The organism is Microbacterium sp. GXF7504, from assembly GCF_054798235.1.
The window spans coordinates 97,563-122,275 of record NZ_JBSJZI010000003.1 but is presented as its reverse complement, the minus strand read 5'-3'; the positions used below and the strand labels follow the sequence as shown (position 1 = coordinate 122,275).

Here is a 24,713-nt window from a genome sequence, read left to right as displayed (position 1 = left end):
GGGCTCACTCCCACTCGATGGTCCCCGGGGGCTTGGAGGTCACGTCGAGGACGACACGGTTGATGTCGCGCACCTCGTTCGTGATGCGGTTCGAGATCTTCGACAGCACGTCGTACGGCAGCCGGGTCCAGTCCGCCGTCATGGCGTCCTCGCTGGAGACCGGGCGCAGCACGATCGGGTGCCCGTAGGTGCGGCCGTCGCCCTGCACGCCCACCGAGCGGACGTCGGCGAGCAGCACGACCGGGCACTGCCAGATCTCGCCGTCGAGGCCCGCCTTGGTCAGCTCGGCGCGGGCGATCGCGTCGGCGTCGCGGAGGATCTCCAGCCGCTCGGCGGTCACCTCGCCCACGATGCGGATGCCGAGGCCCGGGCCCGGGAACGGCTGGCGCGAGACGATGGCCTCGGGAAGGCCGAGCTCGCGGCCGATGGCGCGGACCTCGTCCTTGAAGAGGGTGCGCAGCGGCTCGACGAGCTCGAATTGCAGGTCCTCCGGGAGCCCGCCCACGTTGTGGTGGCTCTTGATGTTCGCGGTGCCGGCGCCGCCGCCGGACTCCACCACGTCGGGGTACAGCGTGCCCTGCACGAGGAAGCGGATCGGGTCGCCCTCGGCGGCCGCTTCGGCGATGAGCTCCTGCTGCACCTTCTCGAAGGCGCGGATGAACTCGCGGCCGATGATCTTACGCTTCTGCTCCGGGTCGCTGACCCCGGCGAGGGCGTTCAGGAACGTCTCGCGGGCGTCGACCGTGATCAGGCGCACGCCGGTGGAGGCGACGTAGTCGTTCTCCACCTGCTCGCGCTCGCCCTTGCGCAGGAGTCCGTGGTCGATGAACACGGCGGTGAGCTGGTCGCCCACGGCCCTGTGCACGAGCGCGGTCGACACGGCGGAGTCCACGCCGCCGGAGAGCGCGGAGATGACGCGTCCGGAGCCGATCTGCGCGCGGATCTTGTCGATCTGCTCGGCGATGACGTTGCCGCTGTTCCAGTCGGCGGGCAGGCCCGCGGCCCGGTGCAGGAAGTTCTCCAGCACGCCCTGGCCGTAGTCGGAGTGCTTCACCTCGGGATGCCACTGCACCCCGTAGAACTTGCGGGCGTCGTTCGCGAACGCGGCGACCGGGGTCGCTGCGGTGCGGGCGAGCACCTGGAAGCCGTCGGGCGCGGTCTGGACCTGGTCGCCGTGGCTCATCCACACGTTCTGCTCGGCCGGCTGGTCGGCGAGGAGCGTGCCCTCGGTGACCACGGTCGCGTCGGTGGCGCCGTACTCGCGCAGGCCGGTGTTCGCCACCGTCCCACCGAGGGCCTGGGCCATCACCTGGAAGCCGTAGCAGATGCCGAGGGTGGGGACGCCGAGGTCGAAGACCTTCTCGTCGATCGTCGGGGCCCCGGGCTCGTACACCGACGAGGGACCGCCGGAGAGGATGAGGCCGACGGGGTTCTTCGCGGCGATCTCCTCGGCGGAGGCGGTGTGCGGCACGATCTCGCTGTACACGCCGGCCTCGCGGACGCGGCGGGCGATCAGCTGCGCGTACTGCGCGCCGAAGTCGACCACCAGGACGGGCCGCTGGGATGTTTCGGTCTGCTCTGTCACCGGATGCTCTCTGTGGGACGGGTCAGTGGGCGTCGGATGCCACCGGGGCCTGGGCGGCTGCAGCGGCCTCGCGCTCGGCGAGGTAGCGCTTCACCCGCTTGCCGACGGCGGCCTCGAGGAAGAAGGACAGGAACGGGATCACGCCGCCGAGCGCCAGCAGGAGGAACTGCATGAACGGCCAGCGCATGAGGCTCCACACGCGGAAGCAGGAGAAGAGGTAGACGACGTAGAACCAGCCGTGCGTGATGAGGATGAACATCGAGATGTTGAATCCGTCGCCGGTGGATTCGCCGAGCGCGGTGACCTCGGCCCACCAGAGGAAGCCGCCGGAGCCGCCCGCGAACAGCTCGAGGTGGAGCGCGTACTTCACGACCATCTCCGCCACGAGCAGTAGGAGCATGGTCCCGGTGACGACGGAGCAGATCTGGTAGAAGCGCAACGCGCCGCGGATCGCCGGGAACGAGGCGAGTTTGGGCTGCGGCATGGTCTCCATCCTACCCGCGCGCTTCCTGGCCACCGGCCGGGAGGAGCCCGCGCTCAGGCGTCCTGCTCCTCACCGGCGAGCGCCTCGAGCTCCTTCTCCCAGGCGTCCTTCGCGAGTCGGTACCACATGTAGAACGCGAACCCGGCGAACACGACCCACTCGGCGGCGTAGAAGATGTTCAGCCAGTTCAGGCCGGAGCTGCTCTGCGGTGCGCGCGAGACGATGCCCTCGAGCGGGCCGATCGGTTCGTCGGCGACGAGGTAGGGCCGGTACACCTCGAGCGCCTCCACGTCGTGCCAGCGGCTGAGGAGCGCGGCCGGCGACATGCGGGTGAGCTCCTGCGGGCGACGGAGGTCGGGCAGCACGGCGCCCTCGTCGGAGACGAGCCGCCCGGTGACGCGCACGACGGCGTCGGGGTCCTCACGGACCTGCGCGTCCAGTGCGGATGCGGCGGCCTCGGCCGCATCCGCCGATTCCGCCCAGCCGAGCGCCACCGCGACCGAGGTCGGCTCGGCGGTGTCGTCGCGCCGCAGCTGCCCGGTCACCCAGTAGCCCTCGGCACCGTCGTTGTAGCGCTCGGCGAGCACGATGAAGTCGCCCTCGATCAGCCGGCCGGTGACCTCGACGCGCTGACCGACCAGCGGGTCGTTCAGATACGCCCCCGGCTGCACCACGTCGTCGATCGGCACCACCTGCTCGCTGGCGCCGGGTTCCACGAGCTCCGGCTGCACGGCACGGCTCAGCTGCCACTGCCCCAGCCACGCGAACACCCCGGCGACCACCAGGCACAGCGCGAGCATCGCCAGCCAACGCGGCCGGAGCATGACCTCCCGCAGCGTGGGCGGGAAGACGTCCGGGCCGGGTGTCCCCGTCGCGGCCGGGTCGACCGTCACGAGCCGTACGGCGCGACGACGACCTCGGCGCGCTGGAATTCCTTGAGGTCCGAGTAGCCGGTGGTGGCCATCGACTTGCGGAGGGCGCCGATGAGGTTCGCGGTGCCGTCCGCGACGGGCGCGGGGCCGTAGAGGAGCTCCTCGAGCGGCGCGACCTGGCCCACCTTCGCGCGGCGGCCGCGCGGCAGGTGCGGGTGGTGCGCCTCCGGACCCCAGTGGTAGCCCTGGCCGGGCGCATCCGTGGCGCGGGCGAGCGCGGCGCCGAGCATGACCGCATCCGCACCCATGGCGATCGCCTTCACGATCTCGCCCGAGGTGCCGACGCCGCCGTCGGCGATCACATGCACGTAGCGGCCGCCGGACTCGTCCATGTAGTCGCGGCGGGCGCCGGCGACGTCGGAGAGGGCGGTCGCCATCGGCGCCTGGATGCCGAGGGCGGTGCGGGTCGTGGAGGCCGCGCCGCCGCCGAAGCCGACGAGCACGCCCGCGGCGCCGGTGCGCATGAGGTGGAGGGCCGCGGTGTAGGTGGCGGCGCCGCCGACGATGACCGGCACGTCGAGGTCGTAGATGAACTTCTTGAGGTTCAGCGGCTCGGCGACCGAGGACACATGCTCGGCCGACACGGTGGTGCCGCGGATGACGAACAGGTCGACGCCGGCGGCGACGACCGTCTCGTACAGCTCCTGGGTGCGCTGCGGCGTGAGGGAGCCGGCGACGGTGACGCCGGCGTCGCGGATCTCGGCGAGGCGGTCGCGGACGAGCTCGGGCTTCACCGGCTCGGCGTACAGCTCCTGCATTCGGCGGGTCGCGCCGTCGTCGGGCAGCGCCGCGATCTCGGCGAGCACGGGCTCCGGGTCCTCGTACCGGGTCCACAGGCCCTCGAGGTCGAGCACACCGAGCCCGCCCAGGCGCCCCAGCTCGATCGCGGTGCGGGGCGACACCACCGAGTCCATCGGCGCCCCGAGGATCGGGATGTCGAAGTGGAAGGCGTCGATCGACCACGCGGTCGACACATCCTCCGGGTTGCGCGTGCGCCGCGACGGCACCAGGGCGATGTCGTCGAAGGTGTACGCACGGCGTGCCCGCTTCGCGCGGCCGATCTCGATGTCCATGCTCACCGTCCCAGCCTACCCGGGGGTTCCTGAGGCCTCGCCCGCGCGGCGGCGCACCCGGCTGCGCAGCGCCCTGGTCAGCATCCCGTTGCCGAGGAAGGCGAGGAACCCGAACGAGCCGATCCACGGCGACAGCCCGGCCGCGACCCCGGCGCAGATGACCGCGGAGACGCCGTCGGCGGCCTCCTCGCGCTGCTCGGTCGAGAGCGAGTCGCGCATGAGGTGGCCGTCGCCCGAGGCCGCCCACCGCCAGGACAGGTGCCCCGCGAGCGCCGCGAGGAAGAAGTTGATCGGCAGCAGCATCCGCCCGGCGTAGAACGCCGAGTACTCGGCGGTGAGGATCGTGGTGAACGGCATGAGCACGATGAACAGGAGGCGGATGCTGTTCAGCCACAGCAGCACGATGTCCACGCGCACGATGTCGCGGAACTGCCGCAGGTGGATGATCCACAACCCGCTCAGCAGCACGAAGCTGATGATGAACGAGAGCACGTTCTCCCACAGCCCGCCGAGCGCCTGCCACATCTGCGCGTCGGTGCGCACCTCGCCGATCGCGCTCGCCGTGAGATCGAGCACGAGCAGCGTCGCCGCGATGGCGAACACGCCGTCGGTGTACGCCTCGGTGCGGGTCACCCCCAGCGTCGCGTCGGGTTTGGCGGGCCGGATCACGCGCCCACTGTAGCGACCGCCTGCCTCCGCACGCGAGAGTCGCTCGCCGCCCGAAGTTCGCAGAACGTGACCGCCCTCGCAGCATCCGGGGCGAATGCTGCGAGGTTCGCGCGATCCTGCGGAGTTCGTCGGGTCAGGACGCACGGTGCAGCCCCGCGGCGACCGCCCTCCGGATCACCGCCGCCACGGCGGGCCAATCGTGGACGACCTGCGCGTAGCTGAACCGCAGGACCGTGTACCCGCGCAGCCGGAGTTCGGCGTCGTGCGCGATGTCACGCGTGCGCTGCGCGGAGTCGGCGTGGAACGCGTACCCGTCGATCTGGATGACGAGACGCTCCCCGACGAGCAGGTCCACGAGTCGGCCGGCGACCTTCGCCTGCTGCCGCACCTGCAGTCCCCAGCGCCGCAGCGGCGTCGCCACCAGCGTCTCCAGGCCGGAGTCCGACAGCCCGGTGACGGTGTCCGCGAGCGCACGCGCCGCCAGCGACGGCCATGCGATCGATCGGAGGTAGTCGGTGGCGAGCTGCTCCACACGGAGCGCGGACTCCCACAGCACCAGCGCGGTCTCGAACGGAAGGCACGCAGCCAGGTGCAGCAGCGCGTCCTCGAGCGGCGCGACGAGTGTGTGCCGCGGCGCGGGCGCCAACGGCCGGGTCCAGTGCAGCCGTCCCTGCCATTGCGCGGGCATCGCGGGCGAGCCGGAGCCGGGCACCATGTGCAGGTGGACGGTGGCGGGCACGGATGCCGGCATCCACCATCCGCGCCGCCGCGCGAGGGTCGTGCAGCTCACCCGGCCGCCTGCCCGCGCCGCGTCCAGCAGCTCGGGATCAGCCGAGGGCAGGGCGAGCCAGGCCCGCCTGATCATGGCGGCGCCGCCGTCGCGCGCGAACGCGCGCATCACCGCGAGCGGGAACCCCGCGCGGAGCACGTCCTCCCGATGGGCGATGCCGTGCGATCGCGTGAGCCAGTCGCCGAGGTCCGTGCCGTGGAGCCGCATCCCCCGAGCATCCGCACCGATCGCCGCACCCGCATCCCCCGCCCACCCGTCCGTGCACAACCGCACCTGGGACTCACGCTGTGGAGGACCCGACGCAACCCCGCACAAAGCGACGGACTCCGCAGCGATCCGGCCGGATGCTGCGGACTCCGTCGCTTTCTGCGAACTTCGCTCAGCGCTTGTAGTTCGGGGCCTCCACGACGATCTGCACGTCGTGGGGGTGGCTCTCCTTGAGGCCCGCGGAGGTGATGCGGACGAACTTGCCCTTCGCCTTCAGCTCCTCGATCGTGCGGGCGCCGACGTAGAACATCGACTGCCGCAGGCCCCCGACGAGCTGGTATGCGACGGCCGACAGCGGGCCGCGGTACGCGACCTGCCCCTCGATGCCCTCGGGGATGAGCTTGTCGTCGCTCGGGACGTCGGCCTGGAAGTAGCGGTCTTTGGAGTACGACGTCTTCTTGCCGCGGGTCTGCAGCGCACCGAGCGAACCCATGCCGCGGTACTGCTTGAACTGCTTGCCGCCCTGGAAGACGATCTCGCCCGGCGACTCGTCGGTGCCGGCCAGGAGCGAGCCGAGCATGACCGTGTCTGCGCCGGCGACGAGCGCCTTGGCGATGTCACCGGAGTACTGCAGGCCGCCGTCGGCGATGACGGGCACGCCCGCCTCGCGGCACGCCTGGGAGGCCTCCCAGATCGCGGTGACCTGCGGCACGCCGACGCCGGCGACGATGCGGGTGGTGCAGATGGAGCCCGGGCCCACACCGACCTTCACCGCATCCGCACCCGCGTCGACGAGCGCCTGCGCGCCCTCGCGGGTCGCGACGTTGCCGCCGATGACGTCGATGTGCGCGAACGTCGGGTCGGCCTTGAGCCGGCGGACCATGTCGATGACGCCCGCGGACTGCCCGTTCGCGGTGTCGACGACGAGCACGTCGACCCCCGCGTCGCGGAGCGCCTCGGCACGCTCCCACGCGTCGCCGAAGAAGCCGATCGCGGCACCGACGCGAAGGCGGCCCTGGTCGTCCTTGGTGGCGAGCGGGTACTTCTCGCTCTTGTCGAAGTCCTTGATGGTGATGAGGCCCGCGAGCTTGCCGTCGTCGTCGATGAGCGGCAGCTTCTCGACGCGGTGCTTGGCGAACAGCGCGATGACCTCGTTCGCCCCGATGCCCACGCGGCCGGTGATGAGGCCGTCGCTCGTCATGACGTCGCGCACCTTGGTGGTCTGGCGCTCGAAGCCGGACACCCACCGCATGTCGCGGTTGGTGATGATGCCGACCAGGCGTCCGTCCTCGTCGACGACCGGCAGGCCCGAGATGCGGTACTTCGCGCAGAGCGCGTCGACCTCCTCGATCGTGGCGTCCGGGTGGGTCGTGACCGGGTCGGTGATCATGCCCGACTCGCTGCGCTTCACCCGGTCGACCATGGTGGCCTGCTCCTGGATGGAGGCGTTCCGGTGCAGGATGCCGAGTCCACCCTCACGGGCGATCGCGATCGCGAGGCGCGCCTCGGTCACGGTGTCCATCGCGGCCGACAGCAGCGGCGTCGCCACGGTGATGCGGCGGGTCACGCGGGAGGACGTGTCGGCCTCGCTCGGGATGACGTCGGTGTGCCCCGGAAGCAGCAGCACATCGTCGTAGGTCAGTCCGACGAAGCCGAACGGGTCGTGGTTCTCCATGGGCTCTCCATCCGCCGCAACGTACGGCTCCTGCGGTCGCGGGCGCGGACTCACGCGCACCCGTACATATCGTAATTCTCCCTGACTGGGAAACATTCCCGAGCCGGTGCGCGTCGAGTTGCGAAGCGGAAACACAGAGGCAACAATGCGTGGATACCGTGCAGTGTCGCCGAAGCCACCACCGGATTTCTGGCGCTTGTCCCATCAGTTGGAGGTGTCAGTGGCGCTCAACCGGACGTCGCATGCAGGCCGCTTGCCGTCCCGCGCGTTGGCCGTCGTCCTCACCGGGCTGTTCAGCCTCGCGCTCCTGTTCGGGCTCGCAGCCCCGGCGGCGGCCGAGACGGACGACGGCGAGTCGTACCCGTACGCGATCTCGGGCAACGTCCGAGCCGAGGGCGAACCGATCGAGGGGGCCACGGTCATCGCGACCGACGGCGACTTCGAGGCCGAGGCCGAGACCGACGAGAAGGGCACGTTCCGCATCGGTGTCCCCACGAAGGAGGGGACCTGGACCGTCACGCTCGACGAGGACAGCCTCCCGAGCGGGGTCAGCGTGCCGGACGAGTTCGTGTTCGAGCAGGAGGTGCAGTTCGGCGCGACGAGCACGGTGACGCGCAACTTCACCCTCGGTGCGGCCGAACGCAGCACGACGAGCTTCTTCGACCAGCTTCTCTCCCGCACGGTGAACGGCCTGAACTTCGGCCTCATGCTCGCCCTCGCCGCGATCGGCCTGTCGCTCGTGTTCGGCACGACGGGCCTGTCGAACTTCGCGCACGGTGAGATGGTCACCTTCGGCGCGCTCATGGCGCTCCTCTTCTCCGGCGTGGGGCTGCCGATCTGGCTCGCGATCCCCCTCGCCATCATCGTCTCGGCACTGTTCGGACTGGGGATGGATGCGGGCATCTGGCGTCCGCTCAGACGCAAGGGCATCGGCACAGTGCAGCTGATGATCGTGTCGATCGGCCTCTCGCTCGCACTCCGGTACCTCTTCCAAATGGGCATCGGCGGCGGCACGCGCCAGCTGCCGGGCGGGTCGACCGCGGTCATCCCGGGCCTCGGCCCCATCCGCCTCACCTGGACGGACGTCATCTCGATGGGCGTCTCGATCGTGGTGATCGGCCTGTTCGCCTGGTGGCTCATGCGCACCCGCATGGGCCGGGCCACCCGCGCCGTCTCGGACAACCCGTCGCTCGCGGCGGCGTCCGGGATCGACGTCGACGCGGTCGTGCGGGTCGTGTGGGTCATGGCCGCGGCACTCGCCGGGCTCTCCGGCATCCTGTGGGCCTACTTCCGTCCCGGCATCAAGTGGGACATGGGCACCAGCATCCTGCTGCTGATGTTCGCCGCCGTCACGCTCGGCGGGCTCGGGACCGCGTTCGGCGCCCTCGTCGGCTCGATCATCGTGGGTCTGCTCGTCGAGATCTCCACGCTGTGGATCCCGTCCGACCTGAAGTTCGCCGGCGCGCTGGTCGTGCTGATCGTCATCATGTTGTTCCGTCCGCAGGGCATCCTCGGACGCCGAGAGCGAATCGGGTAGTCACGTGAACATCCTGCAGATCCTCTCCAACACCGCGGCCCAGATCCTGGCGCCGGCCACGCTCGGGTACGTCCTGGCCGCCATCGGCCTCTCGGTGCACTTCGGCTTCGCCGGACTGCTGAACATGGGCGTCGCCGGCTTCATGGCGATCGGCGCCTACGGCTTCGCGATCTCGATCCTCACCTTCGGGCTCCCCTGGCCGGTGGCGGCGCTCATCGGTCTCGCGGCCGCGGTCGTGTTCGCACTGATCATGGGCATCCCGACGCTGCGCCTGCGCGGCGACTACCTCGCGATCGTGACGATCGCGGCGGCCGAGGTGCTCCGACTCCTCTTCCTCACCTCCGCGTTCCGCCGGCAGACCGGTTCGGCCGACGGCCTCTCCGGCTTCCAGACCGGGTTCCGGGCGAGCAACCCGCTGCCGCCCGGCCGCTGGGGCATCGGGCCGTGGACCTACCAGTCCGACCAGTGGTGGGTCATCATCATCGGCATCATCACCATCGCGATCGCCGTGCTGCTGGTGTGGCTGCTCATGCGCAGCCCCTGGGGCCGCGTCATCCGCGGCATCCGCGAGGACGAGGATGCGGTCCGCTCGCTCGGCAAGAACGTGTTCGCGTTCAAGATGCAGGCCCTCATCTTCGGCGGCGTCCTCATCGCGGCGGGCGGCATCATCACCGCGATGGGCACGAACGTGAACCCGAACGTGTACGTCACCTCGCAGACGTTCTACGTGTGGACGGCGCTCCTGCTCGGCGGTGCGGCGACGATCTTCGGCCCGGTGCTCGGCGCCGTGCTGTTCTGGGTCGTCCGCGCGTTCCTGTCGAACCTGCTCCCCGCCCTCGTCTCGATCGGCTGGCTGCCGTTCCTCACCCCCGAGCAGAGCCAGATGCTGGTGTTCGTGCTCGTGGGCGTGGCGCTGATGCTGCTGGTCATCTTCCGCCCGCAGGGCATCCTCGGCAGCAAGAAGGAGCTGACCTTTGTCCGGTGACGTCACTGCCCCCACGCCCCGCCCGAAGTCGACCGGGCTGCACAAGGGCGAGATCCGCCCCGGGGTCGCCAAGGTCGACCCGATCATCGTGATCGACGGCGTGCGGCGCGTCTTCGGCGGTCTCACCGCGGTCGACGTGGAGCACCTGGAGATCCCCCGGAACGCCATCACCGCACTCATCGGGCCGAACGGCGCCGGCAAGACCACGCTGTTCAACCTGCTCACCGGCTTCGACAAACCGAACGAGGGGTCGTGGTCGTACGACGGCAAGAACCTGTCCGGCATCCCGGCGTACAAGACGGCCCGGATGGGTCAGGTGCGCACGTTCCAGCTGACGAAGTCGCTGGGGCTGCTCACGGTGCTGGAGAACATGAAGCTCGGCGCGCCCGGGCAGAAGGGCGAGAGCTTCTGGGCCGGCGCCTTCCCGTTCCTGTGGCGCAAGCAGGAGGTGGCGAACGAGGAGAAGGCGCGCGATCTGCTGAAGCGCTTCAAGCTCGACACCAAGGAGAAGGACTTCGCCGCCTCGCTCTCGGGCGGGCAGCGCAAGCTCCTGGAGATGGCGCGCGCGCTCATGAGCGACCCGAACCTGGTGATGCTCGACGAGCCGATGGCCGGTGTGAACCCGGCGCTGACACAGTCGCTGCTGGACCACATCCTCGACCTGAAGGACCTGGGGATGACGGTCGTGTTCGTCGAGCACGACATGCACATGGTGCGCCACATCGCCGACTGGGTCGTCGTGATGGCCGAGGGCAAGGTCGTCGCCGAGGGTCCGCCCGAGACGGTGATGAAGGAGCAGGCGGTCATCGACGCCTACCTCGGCGCGCATCAGGACGTCGACCTCGGCGTCGTCACCGGGCGGCACGCCGGCACGCTCTCCGCCGAGGCCGAGGAACTCGTCGCGACCGCGCAGGAGCTGGACGAGGCGATCGAGGCGGATGCCACGACCACCTCCGAGACGGAGGCCGACAAGTGAGCGACACGGTGCAGTCCCCCTCCCCCGCATCCGCCCCGTCGGCGGCGGACGTCGTCGTCGAGGTGCGGGACCTCACAGCCGGGTACCTCCCGGGGGTGAACATCCTCACGGGCGCGAACCTGACCGCCCGCAAGGGCGAACTCATCGGCATCATCGGCCCGAACGGGGCCGGCAAGTCCACGATGCTGAAGGCCATCTTCGGGCAGGTGAAGATCCGCTCCGGGGCGATCCTGCTGAACGGCGAGGACATCACCGGACTGCGCGCGAACAAGCTCGTGTCCAAGGGCGTCGGGTTCGTGCCGCAGACGAACAACGTCTTCCCGTCGCTGACGATCGCGGAGAACCTGCAGATGGGTGCCTACCAGCGCCCGAAGGGGTACTCGGAGCGGGTCGACTTCATCACCTCGATCTTCCCCGACCTCGCCAAGCGCCTTCAGCAGCGGGCCGGCTCGCTCTCCGGCGGTGAGCGGCAGATGGTCGCGATGGGCCGCGCGCTCATGATGGACCCGCACGTGCTGCTGCTCGACGAGCCGAGCGCCGGCCTCTCCCCCTCCCGGCAGGACGAGGCGTTCCTGCGGGTCTCGGAGATCAACAAGGCCGGGGTCACCACGATCATGGTCGAGCAGAACGCCCGCCGCTGCCTGCAGATCTGCGACCGCGGCTACGTGCTCGACCAGGGCCACGACGCCTACACCGGCACCGGCCGCGAGCTGCTCAACGACCCCAAGGTCATCGGCCTCTACCTCGGCACCCTCGGTACCTGAGCCGCCGCAGGCGACACGACGCACGCAATCCGAGGAGACGAATCCGCCCTGGCGGCCCGTGGGCTGCCGGGGCGGATTGCGTTCATCGGCTCGTGGGAGACACGGCGCCGTCGACCCGGCGGTACGGCTGGCCGAACGACCGCCGGTCAGGACGGATCATGTCGCGCAGGAGGCCTGAACCCGGGCCCGCGACACGGCACCTCCCGGGCCGCTTCGCCGCGCCCGTGCATTTACAGAGCGTCAATTGAATTTACGGCTTGCGAAACAGCCCGGCAACCGGTTTACTCAACGTAAAGTCACCCGCCAACGTCGGCGGACACACTCAGCGAAGAGGACACCATGACGAATGCACCCGCGACCTCTGACATCGACCTCTGGGCAGACGAGGTCCTGATCGATCCGTACCCCACCTTCGCCGCGCTGCGCGAGCTCGGTTCCGTCGTCCACCTCACGGCCAGCGATGTCTATGCGATCACCCGCTACGACGCCATCCGCGAAGTGCTCGGCGACTGGGAGGCCTTCTCGTCGACCTCGATCGGCTTCAACCCGGCCGTCAACGAGGCCCTCGCCGGCACGTCGCTGCGCTCCGACCCGCCCGAGCACACGCAACTGCGTGCGGTGCTGTCGGCCAACCTCACCCCGCGCGCACTCCGCGGGCTCAGTGAGCGCATCGAGGAGGAGGCCGACTCCCTGGCCCGCGAGCTCGCCTCGCGCGACTCGTTCGAGGGTGTCGAAGACCTCGCCCGATCCTTCCCGCTCGGCATCATCGCCGAGCTCATCGGCTTCCCCGACGAGATCAAGGCCAACATGTCGCGCTGGGGCGTCGCGGCCAACGAGGTCGTCGGCCCGATGAACGACCGCACGATCGCAAGCTTCCCGATCGCCGGCGAACTGTACGGGTGGTGCAACACCGTCACGGGCGCCGATCTTGCAGAAGGCTCGATCGGTCGCGGGATCTTCGACGCGGAAGCGCGGGGCGAGATCCCCGCCGGCAGCGCCGGCCACATCATCCACCAGTACCTCGCCGCCGGACTCGAGAACACCGTCGCCTCGTTCGCGAACATGCTCGCGCTGTTCGGCACCCACCCCGAGGAGTTCGCGAAGGTCCGCGACGACGAGTCCCTCGTCGCCTCCGCGTTGAACGAGGTCCTGCGCTACTGGTCGCCGATCCACGCCTGGGGCCGGATCACCACACGCGACGTCGAGATCGACGGCGCACTCATTCCCGCCGGCTCGCAGATCGCCGTGCTCTTCGGATCGGGCAACCACGACGAGCGCCACTTCGACGACCCCGAGACGTTCGATGTGACCCGCAACCCCGTCGACCACCTGTCCTTCGGCTACGGCCCGCACGGCTGCGCCGGCCAGGGCCTCGCCCGCATGGAGGGTCTCGCGCTCATCCGCGCACTCGCGCGCCACGTCTCCTCGTTCACCGCGGGCACGGCCGTCCGCCACCCCGCCAACACGACTCGCAGCATCGCCGCGCTGCCCGTCACCGACATCGTCGCCGCCTGAGCCGCAGCAGCCGAAGGAGAACGCCATGAGGATCGAACTCGACCGCCCCCGTTGCGAAGCCCACGGCCTGTGCGAGGAAGCGGCACCCGACCTGATGCACCTCGATGACCAGGATGAACTCGTCCTGGACGTCGTGGACGTGCACGGTGCGGACATCGACCGCGCGCGCGCCGCCGCGCGGGTCTGCCCGGTCGCCGCGCTCCGCCTCATCGATACCCCGTGACGGCGACACTCCGCCGCATCGCCGTCGTCGGCGGCGGGATCGCAGGGCTCACCGCCTGCGACACGCTCCGTGCGGAGGGCTTCGACGGGGAACTCACCCTGGTCGGTGCCGAACCGCACGCGGCATACTCGCGCCCTGCACTGTCGAAGGCGCTGCTGGCCGTGGACGGCGACCCCGGCGCGCATGAGCTGCCGGCCCCGTCGCACGGCGCGACCGAGCTCCGCGGCGTCGGCGCATGCGGCGTCGATCTGGATGGACGCCGCGTGCTCCTGGACACCGGCGACGACGTGCCGTTCGACGCGCTCGTGGTCGCTTCCGGCGCCCGCGCCCGCACCCCGCAGATCGCATCGCCGGTACTGACCCTCCGTGAGCTGGATGACGCCACCGCGCTCCGACGCGCCCTCGAGGGCCGCCCGTCGGTCGTCGTCGTCGGTGGCGGCGTGCTCGGCATGGAGATCGCCTCCGGCGCCCGCGCGGCCCAGTGCGAGGTCACCCTCGTCGCCACATCGGCACCGATGTCGCGACAGCTCGGCCCGGCACTGTCGCAGATCCTCGTGGCCACCGCCGCCGCGCAGGGCGTCCGCATCGTCGTGAGTCCGTCCGTCGAGGTCATCGACACCGTGGATGGTGCCGCCGTGCGCCTGGCCGACGGTTCCGTCATGACCGGCGACGTCGTCGCCTGCGCGATCGGCGACCATGCGAACGTCGAGTGGCTCGAAGGCTCGGGACTCCTCACGGGCGGCACGCTCGTCGCGGATGCGCGCGGCCGAGTGTCCGACCGGATCGTCGCCGCGGGAGACGTCGCCGCGTGGGACGGCCCCGCCGGCGTGCGGCGCCTCCCCCTGTGGACCAGCGCGATCGACCAGGCCAAGGTCGCCGCGACGACGCTGCTCCGCGGCGACGACATGCCCGAGCCGGCGTTCCAGCCGTACTTCTGGACGGAGCAGTTCGGCCTCGGCGTGAAGGCCGTGGGCGAGCTTCCGCTGACGGGCGAGGGGGAGACGCTCGAGGGCGATCCGGCCACCGGCTCCGCCCTGCTCCGCTGGACGCACCCCGACCGCACGCGCACCGCCGTGGCCCTGAACTGGCGCATCCCGATCCCGAAGCTGCGCCGCTTGACGACCCCCGAATCGATCTCTGCGTAACCCGACTCGCTTTACTTGGTGACAACTGACCATTGCGTCTGTAATATCAAGCCCAGAATTTACGCTCTGTAAAGCGAGTGCAGCGACGCCCCCGCCATCTCAACGACGAGGAACAGCATGAGTACGTCCGCCCCCACCCATGAACCGGTCACGGTCACCTCCGTCCCGGTGCCCCCGCAGCGTCCCCTCCGCGACTTCGGCTGGTGGGCCTCCCGCTACGCCGTCATCGCGGTGTGGATCCTGATGATCGTCGTGTTCGCGCTCCTCACGCCCGAGCGCTTCCTCACCCCCGGAGTCCCCCGTGTGATCCTCAGCGGCCAGCTGGAGATCGTGTTCCTCGCCGCTGCGCTGCTCTGCACCGTCATCGTGGGCGAATTCGTCGACATGTCGGTCGCCGCGGTCTTCGGCATGTCCGGCACGCTCGTCGCGGTGCTCACCGTCAACCTCGACCTCAACGTCTGGCTGTCGGCGCTCGTCGCGATCGTCGCCGCCACCCTCATCGGTCTCATCAACGGGATCCTCGTCGTCACCCTCGGCGTCAACACCATCGTCGTCACCCTCGGTATGAGCACCGTCCTGGCGGGCCTCTCGATCTTCTTCAGCGGCGCGCAGCCCATCAGCGGCATGCCCGCCGAGTTCACCGCGATCGTCAACACCGACCTCTTCGGACTGCCGATCGGGTTCTACCTGGGCCTGGTCCTCATGGCGGTGTTCACGTACGTGCTGCAGTTCACGCCGCTCGGCCGCAACATGCGCTTCGTCGGCGAGAACCGCGAGGTCAGCCGTCTCGCCGGTGTGCGGGTCAACCGGATCCGTCTCGGCGCGTTCGTCTCCGGCGCGGCCATCGCGGGCGTCGGAGGCGTGCTCAGCGCCGCGAAGATCGGCGGCTTCGACGCCGCCGCGGCGCAGACCTACCTGCTGCCGATGTTCGCCACCGTGTTCCTCGGCACCGCGATTCTGTTCGCCGGCAGGTTCACCCCCATCGGCGCACTGCTCGCCGCATACTTCCTCGCCACCGGGACGCTCGGCCTCCAGCTCGTCCTCATCGGCACGAACTCCAACACCTGGGTGCCCAACGTCTTCTACGGCGCCGTGCTCGTGATCGCCGTCACCGCCTCGACGGTGCTCGGCCGCCGCGCCAGGTGACCCCACCGCTCTCCCCGTCCCTTGCCACCGAAGTCAAGAAAGAAGGACACATGAACAACTCCACTCCACGGATCATCCGCCGCGGCGCCGTCGGCCTCGCAGCACTCATCTCGGCCGGCGCCCTCGTCGTCGGCTGCGCCTCCGGAACACCGGATGCGGCACCCGCCGAGTCCGGATCGGCCGCAGCCGATGGGTTCGACCGCGCGAGCCTCGAGGCCTATGTGGATGGCGTCACCCGCCCGGCGGATGCGTTCCCGATCCTCCCCGAGCCGGTCGAAGGCGCGACATCCCACGCCGGCGGCACCGTCTTCTACATCCCGATCTCGCTGCGTGCTCCGATCTTCGCCGCGACGCAGACCTCGCTGGGCGAAGCGCTCGGCGAGGTCGGCATCACGCTGCAGTCCTGCCCGGCTGACGGCAACCCGGCCAACATCGCCTCCTGCGTGGAGCAGGCCAAGGCTGCCGACGCGCTCGCGATCGTGGCCGACGCCGTGCCGTACCAGATGGGGGCCGAGGCGTTCACCTCGGCGCGCAACGCAGGCATCCCCGTGGTGATCTCCAGCCAGGGCCCCAACGAGGTCGACTTCCCGGCCGATGAGACCCTCGCCTACATTCCTTCGGGCGCCGTGGCCATGGACCGCGCGATGCTGCACTGGGCAGCACTCGACTCCGACGGCACCGCGAACATCCTCGTGACCCGCTCGACCGACGGCCAGTGGAACCCCAAGTTCATGAAGGACGCCATGGACGAGCTCCCGGAGTACTGCCCCGGCTGCACCATCCAGGACCTGGAGATCTCCACCGCCAACCAGCCCCAGCTGCAGGCCAACCTCGCAGCCGAGCTGATCAGCAACGCCGACATCACCTACCTGATCACGGACTTCGCGCAGTACATCCCGCAGGCCACCGGTGCCATCACGGACTCCGGACGCACCGACATCAAGTACCTCACGGGTGCGGCGACCCTCGGCGCCATCGAGGGCGTCGCGGGCGGCGCGTTCGCCGGTGTCGCCGCCGAGGCGACCGCGTTCACCGGGTGGCAGCAGGCCGACACGGTCCTGCGCCTGCTTGCGGGCCAGGAGGTGCCCGAGCGCGAGGCCGGCTACGCGCCGATCCGCCTCTTCACCAAGAGCACGCTGCCGGAGCAGATCAACGAGGCCGCTGAGCAGAGCGGCGAGTGGTTCGGCCCGACGACGTTCAAGGACGAGTTCCTGGCGCTGTGGAAGTGACCGACTCCACCCCGACCACGGGGGCACGGGCGCTGCCCGTGCCCCCGGCACGTCTCGACGTGCGGGGGCTGTCGAAGACCTTCGGCAGCACCCGCGTGCTCCACGACATCGCGTTCGATGTCCGCCCCGGCGAGATCCACGCCCTCGTCGGCCAGAACGGCTCCGGCAAATCCACCATCGCGAAGGTCCTCTCCGGCCTGTACTCACCCGATCCCGGCAGTGTCGTCGCTATCGACGGGCATCCGTTCCGGCTGCCGGTCCGTCCCGACGAATCCCGTGAACGCGGCATGGCGGTCGTCCACCAGAGCCTCGGGCTCCTGCCCGGCTTCAGCGTGCTGGAGAACATGCGTATCGGACGGCTGCGGCCGCGCGGCGTGCTCCGCTGGATCGATTGGCGGACCGAGCGTGCCGCCGCCGGCGCGGTGTTCGAACGCATCGGCCGGCGCGTCGACCTCGACGCGCCGGTCGCGAGCCTGCACGAGGAGGACCGCGCCACCGTCGCGATCGCCCGCGCGCTGCAGGATGCCGAGGCCGGCAGCGGGCTGATCATGTTCGACGAGTCGACGCGGGCGCTCAGCCGCCGGGCGTTGGAGCACTTCTTCACGCTGCTGCACGAGATCGTCGCCACCGGTACGGCCGTGCTCATGATCACCCACCGCCTCGAAGAGGTGCTGGATGCCGCTGACCGCGTCACCGTGCTCCGCGACGGCCGCGCCGTCGTCTCCGGGGCGCCGGTCGCCGGAATGGACGAAGCCGAGCTCACCCGCATCATCCTGGGTCGCACCGTGGACACCGGTGCGCTCCGTCACACCCCCGACCTCGATGACAGCGACACCGCCCGGGTCACCGGGCTGACCGGGCGCAAGGTGCAGGCGCTCGAGCTCACGATCCGCCGCGGCGAGGTCGTCGGGCTCACCGGCATCGCCGGGTCGGGATACGACGAAGTGCCGGGCATCCTCAGCGGTGCGACGCCCGGACGCGCCGGAACCCTCGAACTCGCCGGACGCACGACGGAGCTTCGAGGTCTGACGCCCGGCTCCGCGATCGCCGCGGGCGTGGGGTTGCTCCCCGAGGGCCGCGAGGTCGCGGGACTGGCGATGGGACTGACGGTGTCGGAGAACATCTCGTTCCCGCACACCGCGCGCCGCCGCGCCTCGCTGCTCCCCCGCACCGGCACCGACGAGCGCACGCGCGCAGGGGAATGGATCGAACGCCTCGACGTCCGACCGCCGCGCGCGGAGGCTGCGGTGAACACCTTCAGCGGTGGCAACCAGCAGAAGGTCTTGCTGGCAAAATGGCTGTCGATGGACCCGGAGCTGCTGGTGCTGCACGAGCCGACCCAGGCGGTCGACGTCGGCGCACGGCGGATCATCGTGGATGCCATCCACGCGGCCGCCGAAGCCGGAACCCGTGTGGTCGTGGCGGGCGCGGATGAGAACGAGCTGGCCCTGCTGTGCGACCGCGTGCTCGTGTTCGAGGACGGCGGTGTCGTCCGTGAGCTCGTCGGCCCGCTCACCCCCGACGACATTGTCGAAGGCATCTACGCCGGGACGGGCCGCGGCGGGCTCGGCAAACGCGACGGCGGCACCGCCGCCGCGTCCTGAACGGCTCCCATGGCCAACCTTCGCGCCGCCCAGCGGGAGATGACCCGGAAGTTGTTGCTGGCGACGGCTCTGGAGCTCTTCGAGAAGCAGGGCTACGTCAACACGACGATCGATGAGATCGCCTCGGCCGCCGGCACCACCCGGGTCACCTTCTACGCGTACTTTCCGTCCCGCGTGGGCATCATGCGCGCCCTGATCGCGGAGCTCAACGCCGTCCTGGAACGCCGGGAATCTCGGCGCGGCTCGACCTCGACGACGCTCGTCGAGGCCGTCCGCGCCGGGACTCCCGAGGAGATCGGCCCGTGGCTGCGCGAACAGGTGGCCAACTGGCCGCACATCAAGCCGTACATCCTCGCCGCCACCGAGGCCTCCGCCGTGGACGCCGACCTGCGCGCAGTGTTCCGCGAGTGGTTCACCGAGGTCACCGCCGACATCCACGAGGGTCTGGACGCCGCCGACCGCTTCCCCGCCGATCAGCGCCCCTTCCGCGCGCGCCTGGCATTGGCGATCCTCGATCAATCCGCCCTGGACTGGATGCGGGAGGACGGCGAACGCCCCACCCCGATGGCCGCACGGATCGACGTGCTCATCGCCGCGTGGGTGGATCTGCTCGGCGACCGCCTCGCCCGCTGACGACCCCACGACGACGCCCCGCCGCTCCCGAGGGAGCCGACGGGGCGTCGTCTTACACGCGTTACTTCACCACGAAGGGCAGCAGCAGGCGCGAAGGATGCTGCGCGTCGCGGTACACCTTGTGGGTGACCGCACGACCCACCGGCAGGTGGAAGGCGTCGGGCGGGAGCAGGGAGTTGTGCTCGTCGGCCATGGGCTCGTCGTTCGAGAGCTCCACCGTGAGGACGTGTCCCGGCAGGAGCGTCGCCGCGAACGGGTAGATCCGCAGCACGTACTCCACGATCTCGCCCGGTTCGACCGGGACCGCACGGGTGTGCGGGTGGTAGGGGTTCCCCTCGGTGGTGCGTGCGTCGAGCTCACGGTGCGAGGCCTTCAGGTACGCCGACGTGAGCAATTGCCGCTTGCCGCCGGGTGCGACGTCCCAGAACCGCATGATGAGGTTCGTGTCCGGCTGGTCGATCTCGACGAACAGGTGCGCGGCGCCCGTGCCCATGAGTTCGGTCGCCTCCTCGAACGGCGGGGTCGACCAGGAGAGCATCTCGACCTTGTCGGTCACGGTGAGCGGCGCCTGGTAGAAGCCATCGGGCGCGGCGTACTCCACCCCCATCTGCTCGGGCTCGGTAGACAGCTTCCGGCGGGTGCGCAGGTACAGCGGCCGGTGCTCGGTGGGCTTGGGCGGGAAGTGGTCGCCGTGCGCATACTCCCGCGTGCCTTCGACGAACACCGACACCGGCGGCTCGTCCATCACGCCGTTGTCGATGCCCTTGATCCAGTAGTCGTACCAGCGGAACATCCGGTCGTGCTCTTCGATCCACGGCCGTGACTGCATCGGCGGGTAGGGACCGATGGTGAGCTTCTTCGGGCCGCCGAGTGCCTCATAGGCCTCGATCGTGCCGTCGACGGTCCACCCGCGGCCCTGGTCGATCTGCAGCCACACCGGCACCTCCACCTGCGGGGCCAGCCGTACCGGGTTCCGCTCGGCGTACCAGTCGCTGTAGACCTCGTTGGTGATGATGTCGAACCACGCCTCATGGTTCTTCGGGTAGGTGAGGGTGTGCACGAGGTTCGGCCACGCCTGCACGTCGGGGTCGGCGAGGCGTGCGGCGACCCGCGCCTTGACGTCGTCGTCGGCGACGGTCTCGAGCATCCGGGACTTGATGCGATCGGTGAACGCCCACCCGGAGTCGCCGCCGCGGCCTTCGCGGGCGGCACGTGGCATGAGCCACATGATGCCGCCGTGGTAGGTGGTCTCGTAGAAGTCGTAGTGGCCGCCCGAGATGAAGCAGGCCTTGAGCGACGGGGGACGCTCGGCCGCAGCGAGCAGTTGCATCGATCCGAAGTACGAGATGCCGATCATGCCGACGCGGCCGTCGCACCAGGGCTGGGCTGCCACCCACTCGATGAAGTCGTAGGCATCCTGCCCGAGGGGCACCCCACCGGCGTTGTAGTTGCCGATGTGCTCGCCCTCGGATCCGCCCGAGCCACGCAGGTCGCCGATGACGTGCACGTAGCCCTCGCCGACGACGCGCGCGATGTCACCGGCCTCGATGCATCCGTCCCACATCGGCGAGGGGCGCCGCTGTGGCGGCATGGTGAGCGCGAGCGCCTGCAGCTCCTTTCCGTACGGGCTGAGCGCGACCAGCGCCGGCTTCGGTTCGTCGGAGACGCCGTACGCGTCGCCGACGAGGGCGACGCCGTCGCGCATCGGGATGCGCAGGTCTTTGGCGACGGTGATCTCACGCGTGCCTGCGGTGATGGTGTGTGTGTTCGTCATCGGGTGTACTCCTGGTCGGCGCCGGGATCGAAATGCGTGGCGTAGGCGTTCATCGTGGTGAAGAACGGTGCGGGCTCGAGCGTGGGGTCACCGGTATAGCCGAGCTCGGCTGCGACCGGCGCGAAGGGTGAATACGGCGAGGCGGATGCCGACGGCCCGGCCTGCAGGTACGGCAGCACCGCGGCACGGATCTCAGCCTCACGTGTGAGGCTCCCCTCGATCGCGGCCCGCGCATCGGCCGCGTCGAGCACCTCGGGGAACGCGGTGCCGTCGGCGCGCCGGTACGGATGCCCGAGGTAGAGCCGGGTCGGCTTCACCTCGTCGCGGAGGAAGACCAGGCTCGCGCGGTAGCGGTCGGGGTCCTCGTAGCCGGGGAACCCTGATGCCGCGCCGTACGCCTGCACCGCGTCGCCGACGAACACGTCACCGGTGTCGACGAGGTCGTATGCGACCGCGCCGCGGGTGTGGCCCGGGATGCTGTGGATCCGCAGCGGCACACCGCCGAGGTCGAGCGTCTCGCCGCCGACCGCTGCGACGGTGGGTTCCAGCTCTCCGCCGATCGCGGCGTCGAGCATGGCACGCTCGTGCGCCTCACCACCGGGATCGGTGAGCCAGCGGCCACGACCTTCGAGCCACTCTTGGACGTGCGCCTCGCGGGAGCGGAGGAAGGGCGCATCGGCCTCGTGGATCACGACCTCGGCTCGACGCCCGGTGAGTTCCCACAGTCCGTACGCACCGCCCAGATGATCGATGTGCCCGTGGGTGAGCAGGATCCAGCGGACGTCCTCGACGCGGCGGCCGAGCGCCTCGAGCTGCGCCCGCATCCCCTCTGGCGACTCGGTCACGCCGGTGTCGACGATGGCAGGCTCCGGTGCGTCGATGTAGAAGCTGCGGAGGCTGAAGCGCCCCCACGGCGCGACGAGTGGGTGGACGACGCTCATCGGCCGAGGAACGCTGCGGTCTCGGCGAACGCCCGGCCGTACTCGGGAAGCCACCCGAAGTGCTGCACGAACCCGTGCCCTGCCCCCGGGTACCTGGTCTGCGTCACCGGAACACCGGCCTCGGCGAGCCGTGCTGCGTACCGTTCGCCCTCGTCGCGCATCGGGTCGTATTCGCCGGTGAGTACGAGCGCCTGCGGCAGACCGCTGAGCGTCTCGCGCTTGATCGGCGAGATGCGCGGGTCCATCGGGTCGGCGCTCTGCAGGACGAAGGCGTTGAACGGCGCGATGCCGGCCGTCTCCAGGCCGTAGCCGACCGCGTTCTCCACCATCGACGGGTAGCGTTCGCTGTCGAAGTCGAGGTCGAGCGAGGGGTAGTACAGCACCTGGTGGGTGACGACGTCCGCGAGTTCGGCGGCGAGGGTCGCAGCCATCGCCCCGCCCGAGCTGTCGCCGACGACGGCGAGCGTGCCGCCGTCCAAGCCGGCGGCCGCGCCCTGTGCCACGACCGCCTCGATGACCGCCCGGCCGTCCTCGAGCGCCGCGGGGAAGGCGTGCTCCGGTGCGAGCCGATAGTCGACCGAGATCACGCGCAGGCCGCTCTCGGTGGCGAGCCTGCGCGCGATGTGGTCGTGCGTGTTGACGCTGCCGAGAAACCAGGCGCCCCCGTGGAAGTAGACGATGACACCGGATGCTGCCGCATCCGTGTCCTGGTACACGCGCACGGGAACACCGCCGAGCGTGGTGTCGGTGACGGTGCGCACCGGGTGGCGCTCATCGAGCGGGGGCACCTGCGCTTCGTCTCCCGCACGCATCGCGACCGGGTCGAGCGGACCGTCGTGGTGCGGAAGGGTGGCCAGGATGCGGGCGATCTCGGGATGCAGCGGCATGTTGGCCTTTCAGGACGCGGGCGGGGTGAAGAAGTCGGCGACGTTGTCGACGAAGATCTTGCGGATCATCGCGTCATCGACACCGTGCTCCTTCAGCGCCGGGATCAGCACTTCGAACAGGTAGTTGATGGTGTGGCCCTTGACGCCCGGCCAGCCGAGCGGCGAGCAGTTGGCGTCTGCGGCGGCGAGGACCTGGTCTGCGTGGCCCTCGTTCAGGAACCGCAGGAAGTGGTTCAGCCGCTCCTGACGCGGGCGCCCCCAGAACGGCGGGTCCGGGAGCTCGAGGTCGTACCCGAAGGTGTCGAAGCCGACCCGACCTCCCGAGGAGAGGATCGCCTTCTCGTCGACCTTGCCCTGGCTGACCCCGTCGTCGGCGTGCCCGAACAACACGCGACTGAGCGGCAGCCCCTCCTCCTGGAAGATGTCGATCGCCGGCTGGGCGTCGACGGCCAGGTGCGTAAGGATCGGTGCGCCGGTGGCCCGCGAGGCGCGGGCGGCGGCGCGGTAGATCTTCAGGTCGAGGGGGGTCATCTTGAACCCGCGACTGACGCCGACCTTGATGATGCCGGCCTTGGCACCGCTGCGCCCGATGCCGACGGTGAGTTCGTGGATGAACTGTTCTGCCAGGTACTCGACGCTCGCGTCTGCGAAGAACTGCAGCGCGGTGTCGCCGCCGACGAAGCCGGTCGAGGCGATCAGGTGCACCCCGGTCTTCTCCGAGATCGACTTGTAGTAGTCGAGGTCGCGGCCGTTGCAGATGCCGGTGGCGTCGACGAAGGTCTCGCCGCCGTACTCGCGGAAGGCCCGCAGTTTCGGGATGGTCTCTTCGTAGCGCTGTTCGGGGCTCTTCCACCAGACGGTGTCGAGTTCGCTCCCGGGCATGCCGTAGCCGATGTGCTCGTGGATCGAGGTGAACCCGAGTTCTTCGACGGCGATCGGACCGAGGACGGTGTTGACGCGGGTCATCTCAGTTCTCCTGTCCGGTGAGGACGATGCGGGGGTTGTGCACCAGGATGCGCTCGAGATCCTGCTCGCTCACGCCGCGGGCACGGAGCCTGGGGGCGAAGTCGGTGAGGACCGCGGTGAGCGGGCCGTTGGCCGGCGCGTGCCCGAAGGCGGCACCCGTGGACGACGACGACAGCAGGATGCGGTCGCAATACCCGGCGTCGATGAGGTCGACGACGAGGTCGGCACGGGCGTCGTCGTCCAGGAGGCCCGCTCCGCCCTCGGTGCCGACGTGGTCGATGGCGACGAACGCGCCGCGGTCGAGCACGCCACGCAGCGCTGCTGCGGCATCCGTGCGGTCGAGCCCCGCGACGATGATCCGCCCGGCGGGCAGCCCCTCGGCGAGGGCGATCTCGAGCGCCGTGACCGGGTCTGCCGGAGCCCCGAACGACAGCGCCACTCCGGTGCGTGCGGCGGCGCGAGCCGCGCCGCGCAACAGGCTGAGATCGGTGGGCGTCGCCCCGGATGCGGTGGCATCGGTCATCACGATGCCGGCGCCGCCACGCCGTTCGACGCGCGGGACGACCATGCCCTCTTCCACCTCGGCTGCGAACAGCGCTTCGAAGCGCTCGGCCGGCCACGGGGTGGGCGGGTTGGTCTGCGGGGTGAGGAAGTAGCCGCCGAGCTTCGCTTCGGGGCCCATCCCGGTGGAGGCGATGATGTGCACGCCGGTGACGCGGGAGAGGTGTTCGTACAGGCGCACGTCCCGGCCGTGGTACATCCCGCCCCGGTCGACGAGGGTGCCGCCGCCCGCGGCGCGGAACGCCTCGAGGTGTGCGCGAAGCGTGTCGAAGAGCGCTGCGCGATCGATGGTGATGTCGTAGGCGTACTGCGCGCCCGGGATGACCGACAGGAGCGCCTCGTGGACGGCGACGACGCCGAGCTCGCTGGCGTCCACCTGGCCGAGCACCGTGGTGACCGTGGTGTTCATGTG

23 protein-coding genes are annotated in these 24,713 nt (G+C 70.1%); 11 read left to right on the top strand and 12 right to left on the bottom strand.

Going from position 1 to position 24,713, the window contains the following annotated elements; genetic code table 11:
* Window positions 1-4: 4 nt before the first annotated feature.
* The 7 genes from guaA to guaB all read right to left on the bottom strand — a co-directional run bounded on the left by guaA (window position 5) and on the right by guaB (window position 7,415).
* Complete coding sequence (gene guaA / locus ACWAUO_RS08120; RefSeq protein WP_460774557.1) at window positions 5-1,585, bottom strand: glutamine-hydrolyzing GMP synthase; 1,581 nt, start codon at window positions 1,583-1,585, stop codon at window positions 5-7.
* Window positions 1,586-1,607: 22 nt separating this feature from the next.
* The gene (locus tag ACWAUO_RS08115) at window positions 1,608-2,069 is read right to left on the bottom strand and encodes a DUF3817 domain-containing protein (RefSeq protein ID WP_460774556.1); all 462 of its coding nucleotides are present in this window, start codon (window positions 2,067-2,069) and stop codon (window positions 1,608-1,610) included.
* Window positions 2,070-2,122: 53 nt separating this feature from the next.
* On the bottom strand, window positions 2,123-2,893 hold the full coding sequence (locus ACWAUO_RS08110; protein ID WP_460774554.1) for an SURF1 family protein: 771 nt from the start codon (window positions 2,891-2,893) through the stop codon (window positions 2,123-2,125).
* Window positions 2,894-2,958: 65 nt separating this feature from the next.
* On the bottom strand, window positions 2,959-4,074 hold the full coding sequence (locus ACWAUO_RS08105) for a GuaB3 family IMP dehydrogenase-related protein (RefSeq protein WP_460775243.1): 1,116 nt from the start codon (window positions 4,072-4,074) through the stop codon (window positions 2,959-2,961).
* Between the two features lie 15 nt (window positions 4,075-4,089).
* Window positions 4,090-4,743: a TMEM175 family protein gene (locus ACWAUO_RS08100; protein ID WP_460774552.1), complete on the bottom strand. Its 654-nt coding sequence runs from the start codon at window positions 4,741-4,743 to the stop codon at window positions 4,090-4,092.
* Window positions 4,744-4,876: 133 nt separating this feature from the next.
* Window positions 4,877-5,740, bottom strand: a complete 864-nt coding sequence (locus ACWAUO_RS08095) for an endonuclease domain-containing protein (RefSeq protein ID WP_460774550.1) — start codon at window positions 5,738-5,740, stop codon at window positions 4,877-4,879.
* Between the two features lie 172 nt (window positions 5,741-5,912).
* Entirely contained in the window at window positions 5,913-7,415 is a 1,503-nt protein-coding gene (gene guaB, locus ACWAUO_RS08090) for an IMP dehydrogenase (RefSeq protein ID WP_460774549.1), read from the bottom strand.
* A gap of 253 nt (window positions 7,416-7,668) precedes the next feature.
* Between guaB and ACWAUO_RS08085 the strand changes: the two genes are divergently transcribed.
* The 11 genes from ACWAUO_RS08085 to ACWAUO_RS08035 all read left to right on the top strand — a co-directional run bounded on the left by ACWAUO_RS08085 (window position 7,669) and on the right by ACWAUO_RS08035 (window position 19,172).
* Complete coding sequence (locus ACWAUO_RS08085; RefSeq protein ID WP_460774547.1) at window positions 7,669-8,952, top strand: branched-chain amino acid ABC transporter permease; 1,284 nt, start codon at window positions 7,669-7,671, stop codon at window positions 8,950-8,952.
* 4 nt (window positions 8,953-8,956) lie between these two features.
* Window positions 8,957-9,937: a branched-chain amino acid ABC transporter permease gene (locus tag ACWAUO_RS08080; protein WP_460774545.1), complete on the top strand. Its 981-nt coding sequence runs from the start codon at window positions 8,957-8,959 to the stop codon at window positions 9,935-9,937.
* Window positions 9,927-10,913 carry an ABC transporter ATP-binding protein gene (locus ACWAUO_RS08075; RefSeq protein ID WP_460774544.1) on the top strand — a complete coding sequence of 329 codons (987 nt, stop codon included), beginning with the start codon at window positions 9,927-9,929 and terminating at the stop codon, window positions 10,911-10,913. Before ACWAUO_RS08080 ends, ACWAUO_RS08075 begins: the two co-directional genes overlap by 11 nt.
* Window positions 10,910-11,677 (top strand): ABC transporter ATP-binding protein, encoded by a 768-nt coding sequence (locus tag ACWAUO_RS08070; RefSeq protein ID WP_460774542.1) that lies wholly within the window; start codon window positions 10,910-10,912, stop codon window positions 11,675-11,677. The genes ACWAUO_RS08075 and ACWAUO_RS08070 overlap by 4 nt, the downstream gene beginning before the upstream one ends.
* 339 nt (window positions 11,678-12,016) lie before the next feature.
* Window positions 12,017-13,192 (top strand): cytochrome P450, encoded by a 1,176-nt coding sequence (locus ACWAUO_RS08065; protein WP_460774541.1) that lies wholly within the window; start codon window positions 12,017-12,019, stop codon window positions 13,190-13,192.
* 25 nt (window positions 13,193-13,217) lie between these two features.
* On the top strand, window positions 13,218-13,415 hold the full coding sequence (locus ACWAUO_RS08060) for a ferredoxin (RefSeq protein ID WP_460774540.1): 198 nt from the start codon (window positions 13,218-13,220) through the stop codon (window positions 13,413-13,415).
* On the top strand, window positions 13,412-14,560 hold the full coding sequence (locus ACWAUO_RS08055; protein ID WP_460774538.1) for an NAD(P)/FAD-dependent oxidoreductase: 1,149 nt from the start codon (window positions 13,412-13,414) through the stop codon (window positions 14,558-14,560). Before ACWAUO_RS08060 ends, ACWAUO_RS08055 begins: the two co-directional genes overlap by 4 nt.
* A 117-nt stretch (window positions 14,561-14,677) precedes the next feature.
* Window positions 14,678-15,706 carry an ABC transporter permease gene (locus tag ACWAUO_RS08050; RefSeq protein ID WP_460774537.1) on the top strand — a complete coding sequence of 343 codons (1,029 nt, stop codon included), beginning with the start codon at window positions 14,678-14,680 and terminating at the stop codon, window positions 15,704-15,706.
* 50 nt (window positions 15,707-15,756) lie between these two features.
* Window positions 15,757-16,935, top strand: coding sequence for a sugar ABC transporter substrate-binding protein (locus tag ACWAUO_RS08045; protein ID WP_460774535.1), 1,179 nt, complete (start codon window positions 15,757-15,759; stop codon window positions 16,933-16,935).
* Window positions 16,932-18,539, top strand: a complete 1,608-nt coding sequence (locus ACWAUO_RS08040; RefSeq protein ID WP_460774533.1) for a sugar ABC transporter ATP-binding protein — start codon at window positions 16,932-16,934, stop codon at window positions 18,537-18,539. Before ACWAUO_RS08045 ends, ACWAUO_RS08040 begins: the two co-directional genes overlap by 4 nt.
* 9 nt (window positions 18,540-18,548) lie before the next feature.
* Window positions 18,549-19,172 carry a TetR/AcrR family transcriptional regulator gene (locus ACWAUO_RS08035; protein WP_460774532.1) on the top strand — a complete coding sequence of 208 codons (624 nt, stop codon included), beginning with the start codon at window positions 18,549-18,551 and terminating at the stop codon, window positions 19,170-19,172.
* Window positions 19,173-19,233: 61 nt separating this feature from the next.
* Here ACWAUO_RS08035 and ACWAUO_RS08030 read toward each other — a convergent pair whose 3' ends face one another.
* From ACWAUO_RS08030 to ACWAUO_RS08010, 5 genes are read right to left on the bottom strand one after another with little or no spacing between them, the layout of a single operon-like run.
* Window positions 19,234-20,946, bottom strand: coding sequence for a CocE/NonD family hydrolase (locus tag ACWAUO_RS08030; RefSeq protein WP_460774530.1), 1,713 nt, complete (start codon window positions 20,944-20,946; stop codon window positions 19,234-19,236).
* Window positions 20,943-21,887 (bottom strand): MBL fold metallo-hydrolase, encoded by a 945-nt coding sequence (locus ACWAUO_RS08025; protein WP_460774529.1) that lies wholly within the window; start codon window positions 21,885-21,887, stop codon window positions 20,943-20,945. The genes ACWAUO_RS08030 and ACWAUO_RS08025 overlap by 4 nt, the downstream gene beginning before the upstream one ends.
* A complete protein-coding gene (locus ACWAUO_RS08020; RefSeq protein ID WP_460774527.1) occupies window positions 21,884-22,774 on the bottom strand; it encodes an alpha/beta hydrolase in 891 nt (296 codons plus the stop codon). Before ACWAUO_RS08020 ends, ACWAUO_RS08025 begins: the two co-directional genes overlap by 4 nt.
* Window positions 22,775-22,783: 9 nt before the next feature.
* Complete coding sequence (locus tag ACWAUO_RS08015) at window positions 22,784-23,740, bottom strand: phosphotriesterase family protein (RefSeq protein WP_460774526.1); 957 nt, start codon at window positions 23,738-23,740, stop codon at window positions 22,784-22,786.
* A 1-nt stretch (window position 23,741) separates the two neighbouring features.
* The gene (locus ACWAUO_RS08010; protein WP_460774525.1) at window positions 23,742-24,710 is read right to left on the bottom strand and encodes a phosphotriesterase family protein; all 969 of its coding nucleotides are present in this window, start codon (window positions 24,708-24,710) and stop codon (window positions 23,742-23,744) included.
* Window positions 24,711-24,713: the final 3 nt, after the last annotated feature.

Bases quoted from the DNA above. Each gene is read 5' to 3' on its own strand.
- ACWAUO_RS08060 (WP_460774540.1), top strand. From the start codon at position 13,218: ATGAGGATCGAACTCGACCGCCCCCGTTGCGAAGCCCACGGCCTGTGC.
- ACWAUO_RS08035 (WP_460774532.1), top strand. From the start codon at position 18,549: ATGGCCAACCTTCGCGCCGCCCAGCGGGAGATGACCCGGAAGTTGTTG.
- ACWAUO_RS08015 (WP_460774526.1), bottom strand. From the start codon at position 23,740: ATGACCCGCGTCAACACCGTCCTCGGTCCGATCGCCGTCGAAGAACTC.
- ACWAUO_RS08050 (WP_460774537.1), top strand. From the start codon at position 14,678: ATGAGTACGTCCGCCCCCACCCATGAACCGGTCACGGTCACCTCCGTC.
- ACWAUO_RS08095 (WP_460774550.1), bottom strand. From the start codon at position 5,740: ATGCGGCTCCACGGCACGGACCTCGGCGACTGGCTCACGCGATCGCAC.
- ACWAUO_RS08105 (WP_460775243.1), bottom strand. From the start codon at position 4,074: ATGGACATCGAGATCGGCCGCGCGAAGCGGGCACGCCGTGCGTACACC.
- ACWAUO_RS08065 (WP_460774541.1), top strand. From the start codon at position 12,017: ATGACGAATGCACCCGCGACCTCTGACATCGACCTCTGGGCAGACGAG.
- ACWAUO_RS08030 (WP_460774530.1), bottom strand. From the start codon at position 20,946: ATGACGAACACACACACCATCACCGCAGGCACGCGTGAGATCACCGTC.
- ACWAUO_RS08025 (WP_460774529.1), bottom strand. From the start codon at position 21,887: ATGAGCGTCGTCCACCCACTCGTCGCGCCGTGGGGGCGCTTCAGCCTC.
- ACWAUO_RS08045 (WP_460774535.1), top strand. From the start codon at position 15,757: ATGAACAACTCCACTCCACGGATCATCCGCCGCGGCGCCGTCGGCCTC.
- ACWAUO_RS08020 (WP_460774527.1), bottom strand. From the start codon at position 22,774: ATGCCGCTGCATCCCGAGATCGCCCGCATCCTGGCCACCCTTCCGCAC.
- ACWAUO_RS08010 (WP_460774525.1), bottom strand. From the start codon at position 24,710: ATGAACACCACGGTCACCACGGTGCTCGGCCAGGTGGACGCCAGCGAG.
- ACWAUO_RS08110 (WP_460774554.1), bottom strand. From the start codon at position 2,893: ATGCTCCGGCCGCGTTGGCTGGCGATGCTCGCGCTGTGCCTGGTGGTC.
- guaB (WP_460774549.1), bottom strand. From the start codon at position 7,415: ATGGAGAACCACGACCCGTTCGGCTTCGTCGGACTGACCTACGACGAT.
- ACWAUO_RS08115 (WP_460774556.1), bottom strand. From the start codon at position 2,069: ATGCCGCAGCCCAAACTCGCCTCGTTCCCGGCGATCCGCGGCGCGTTG.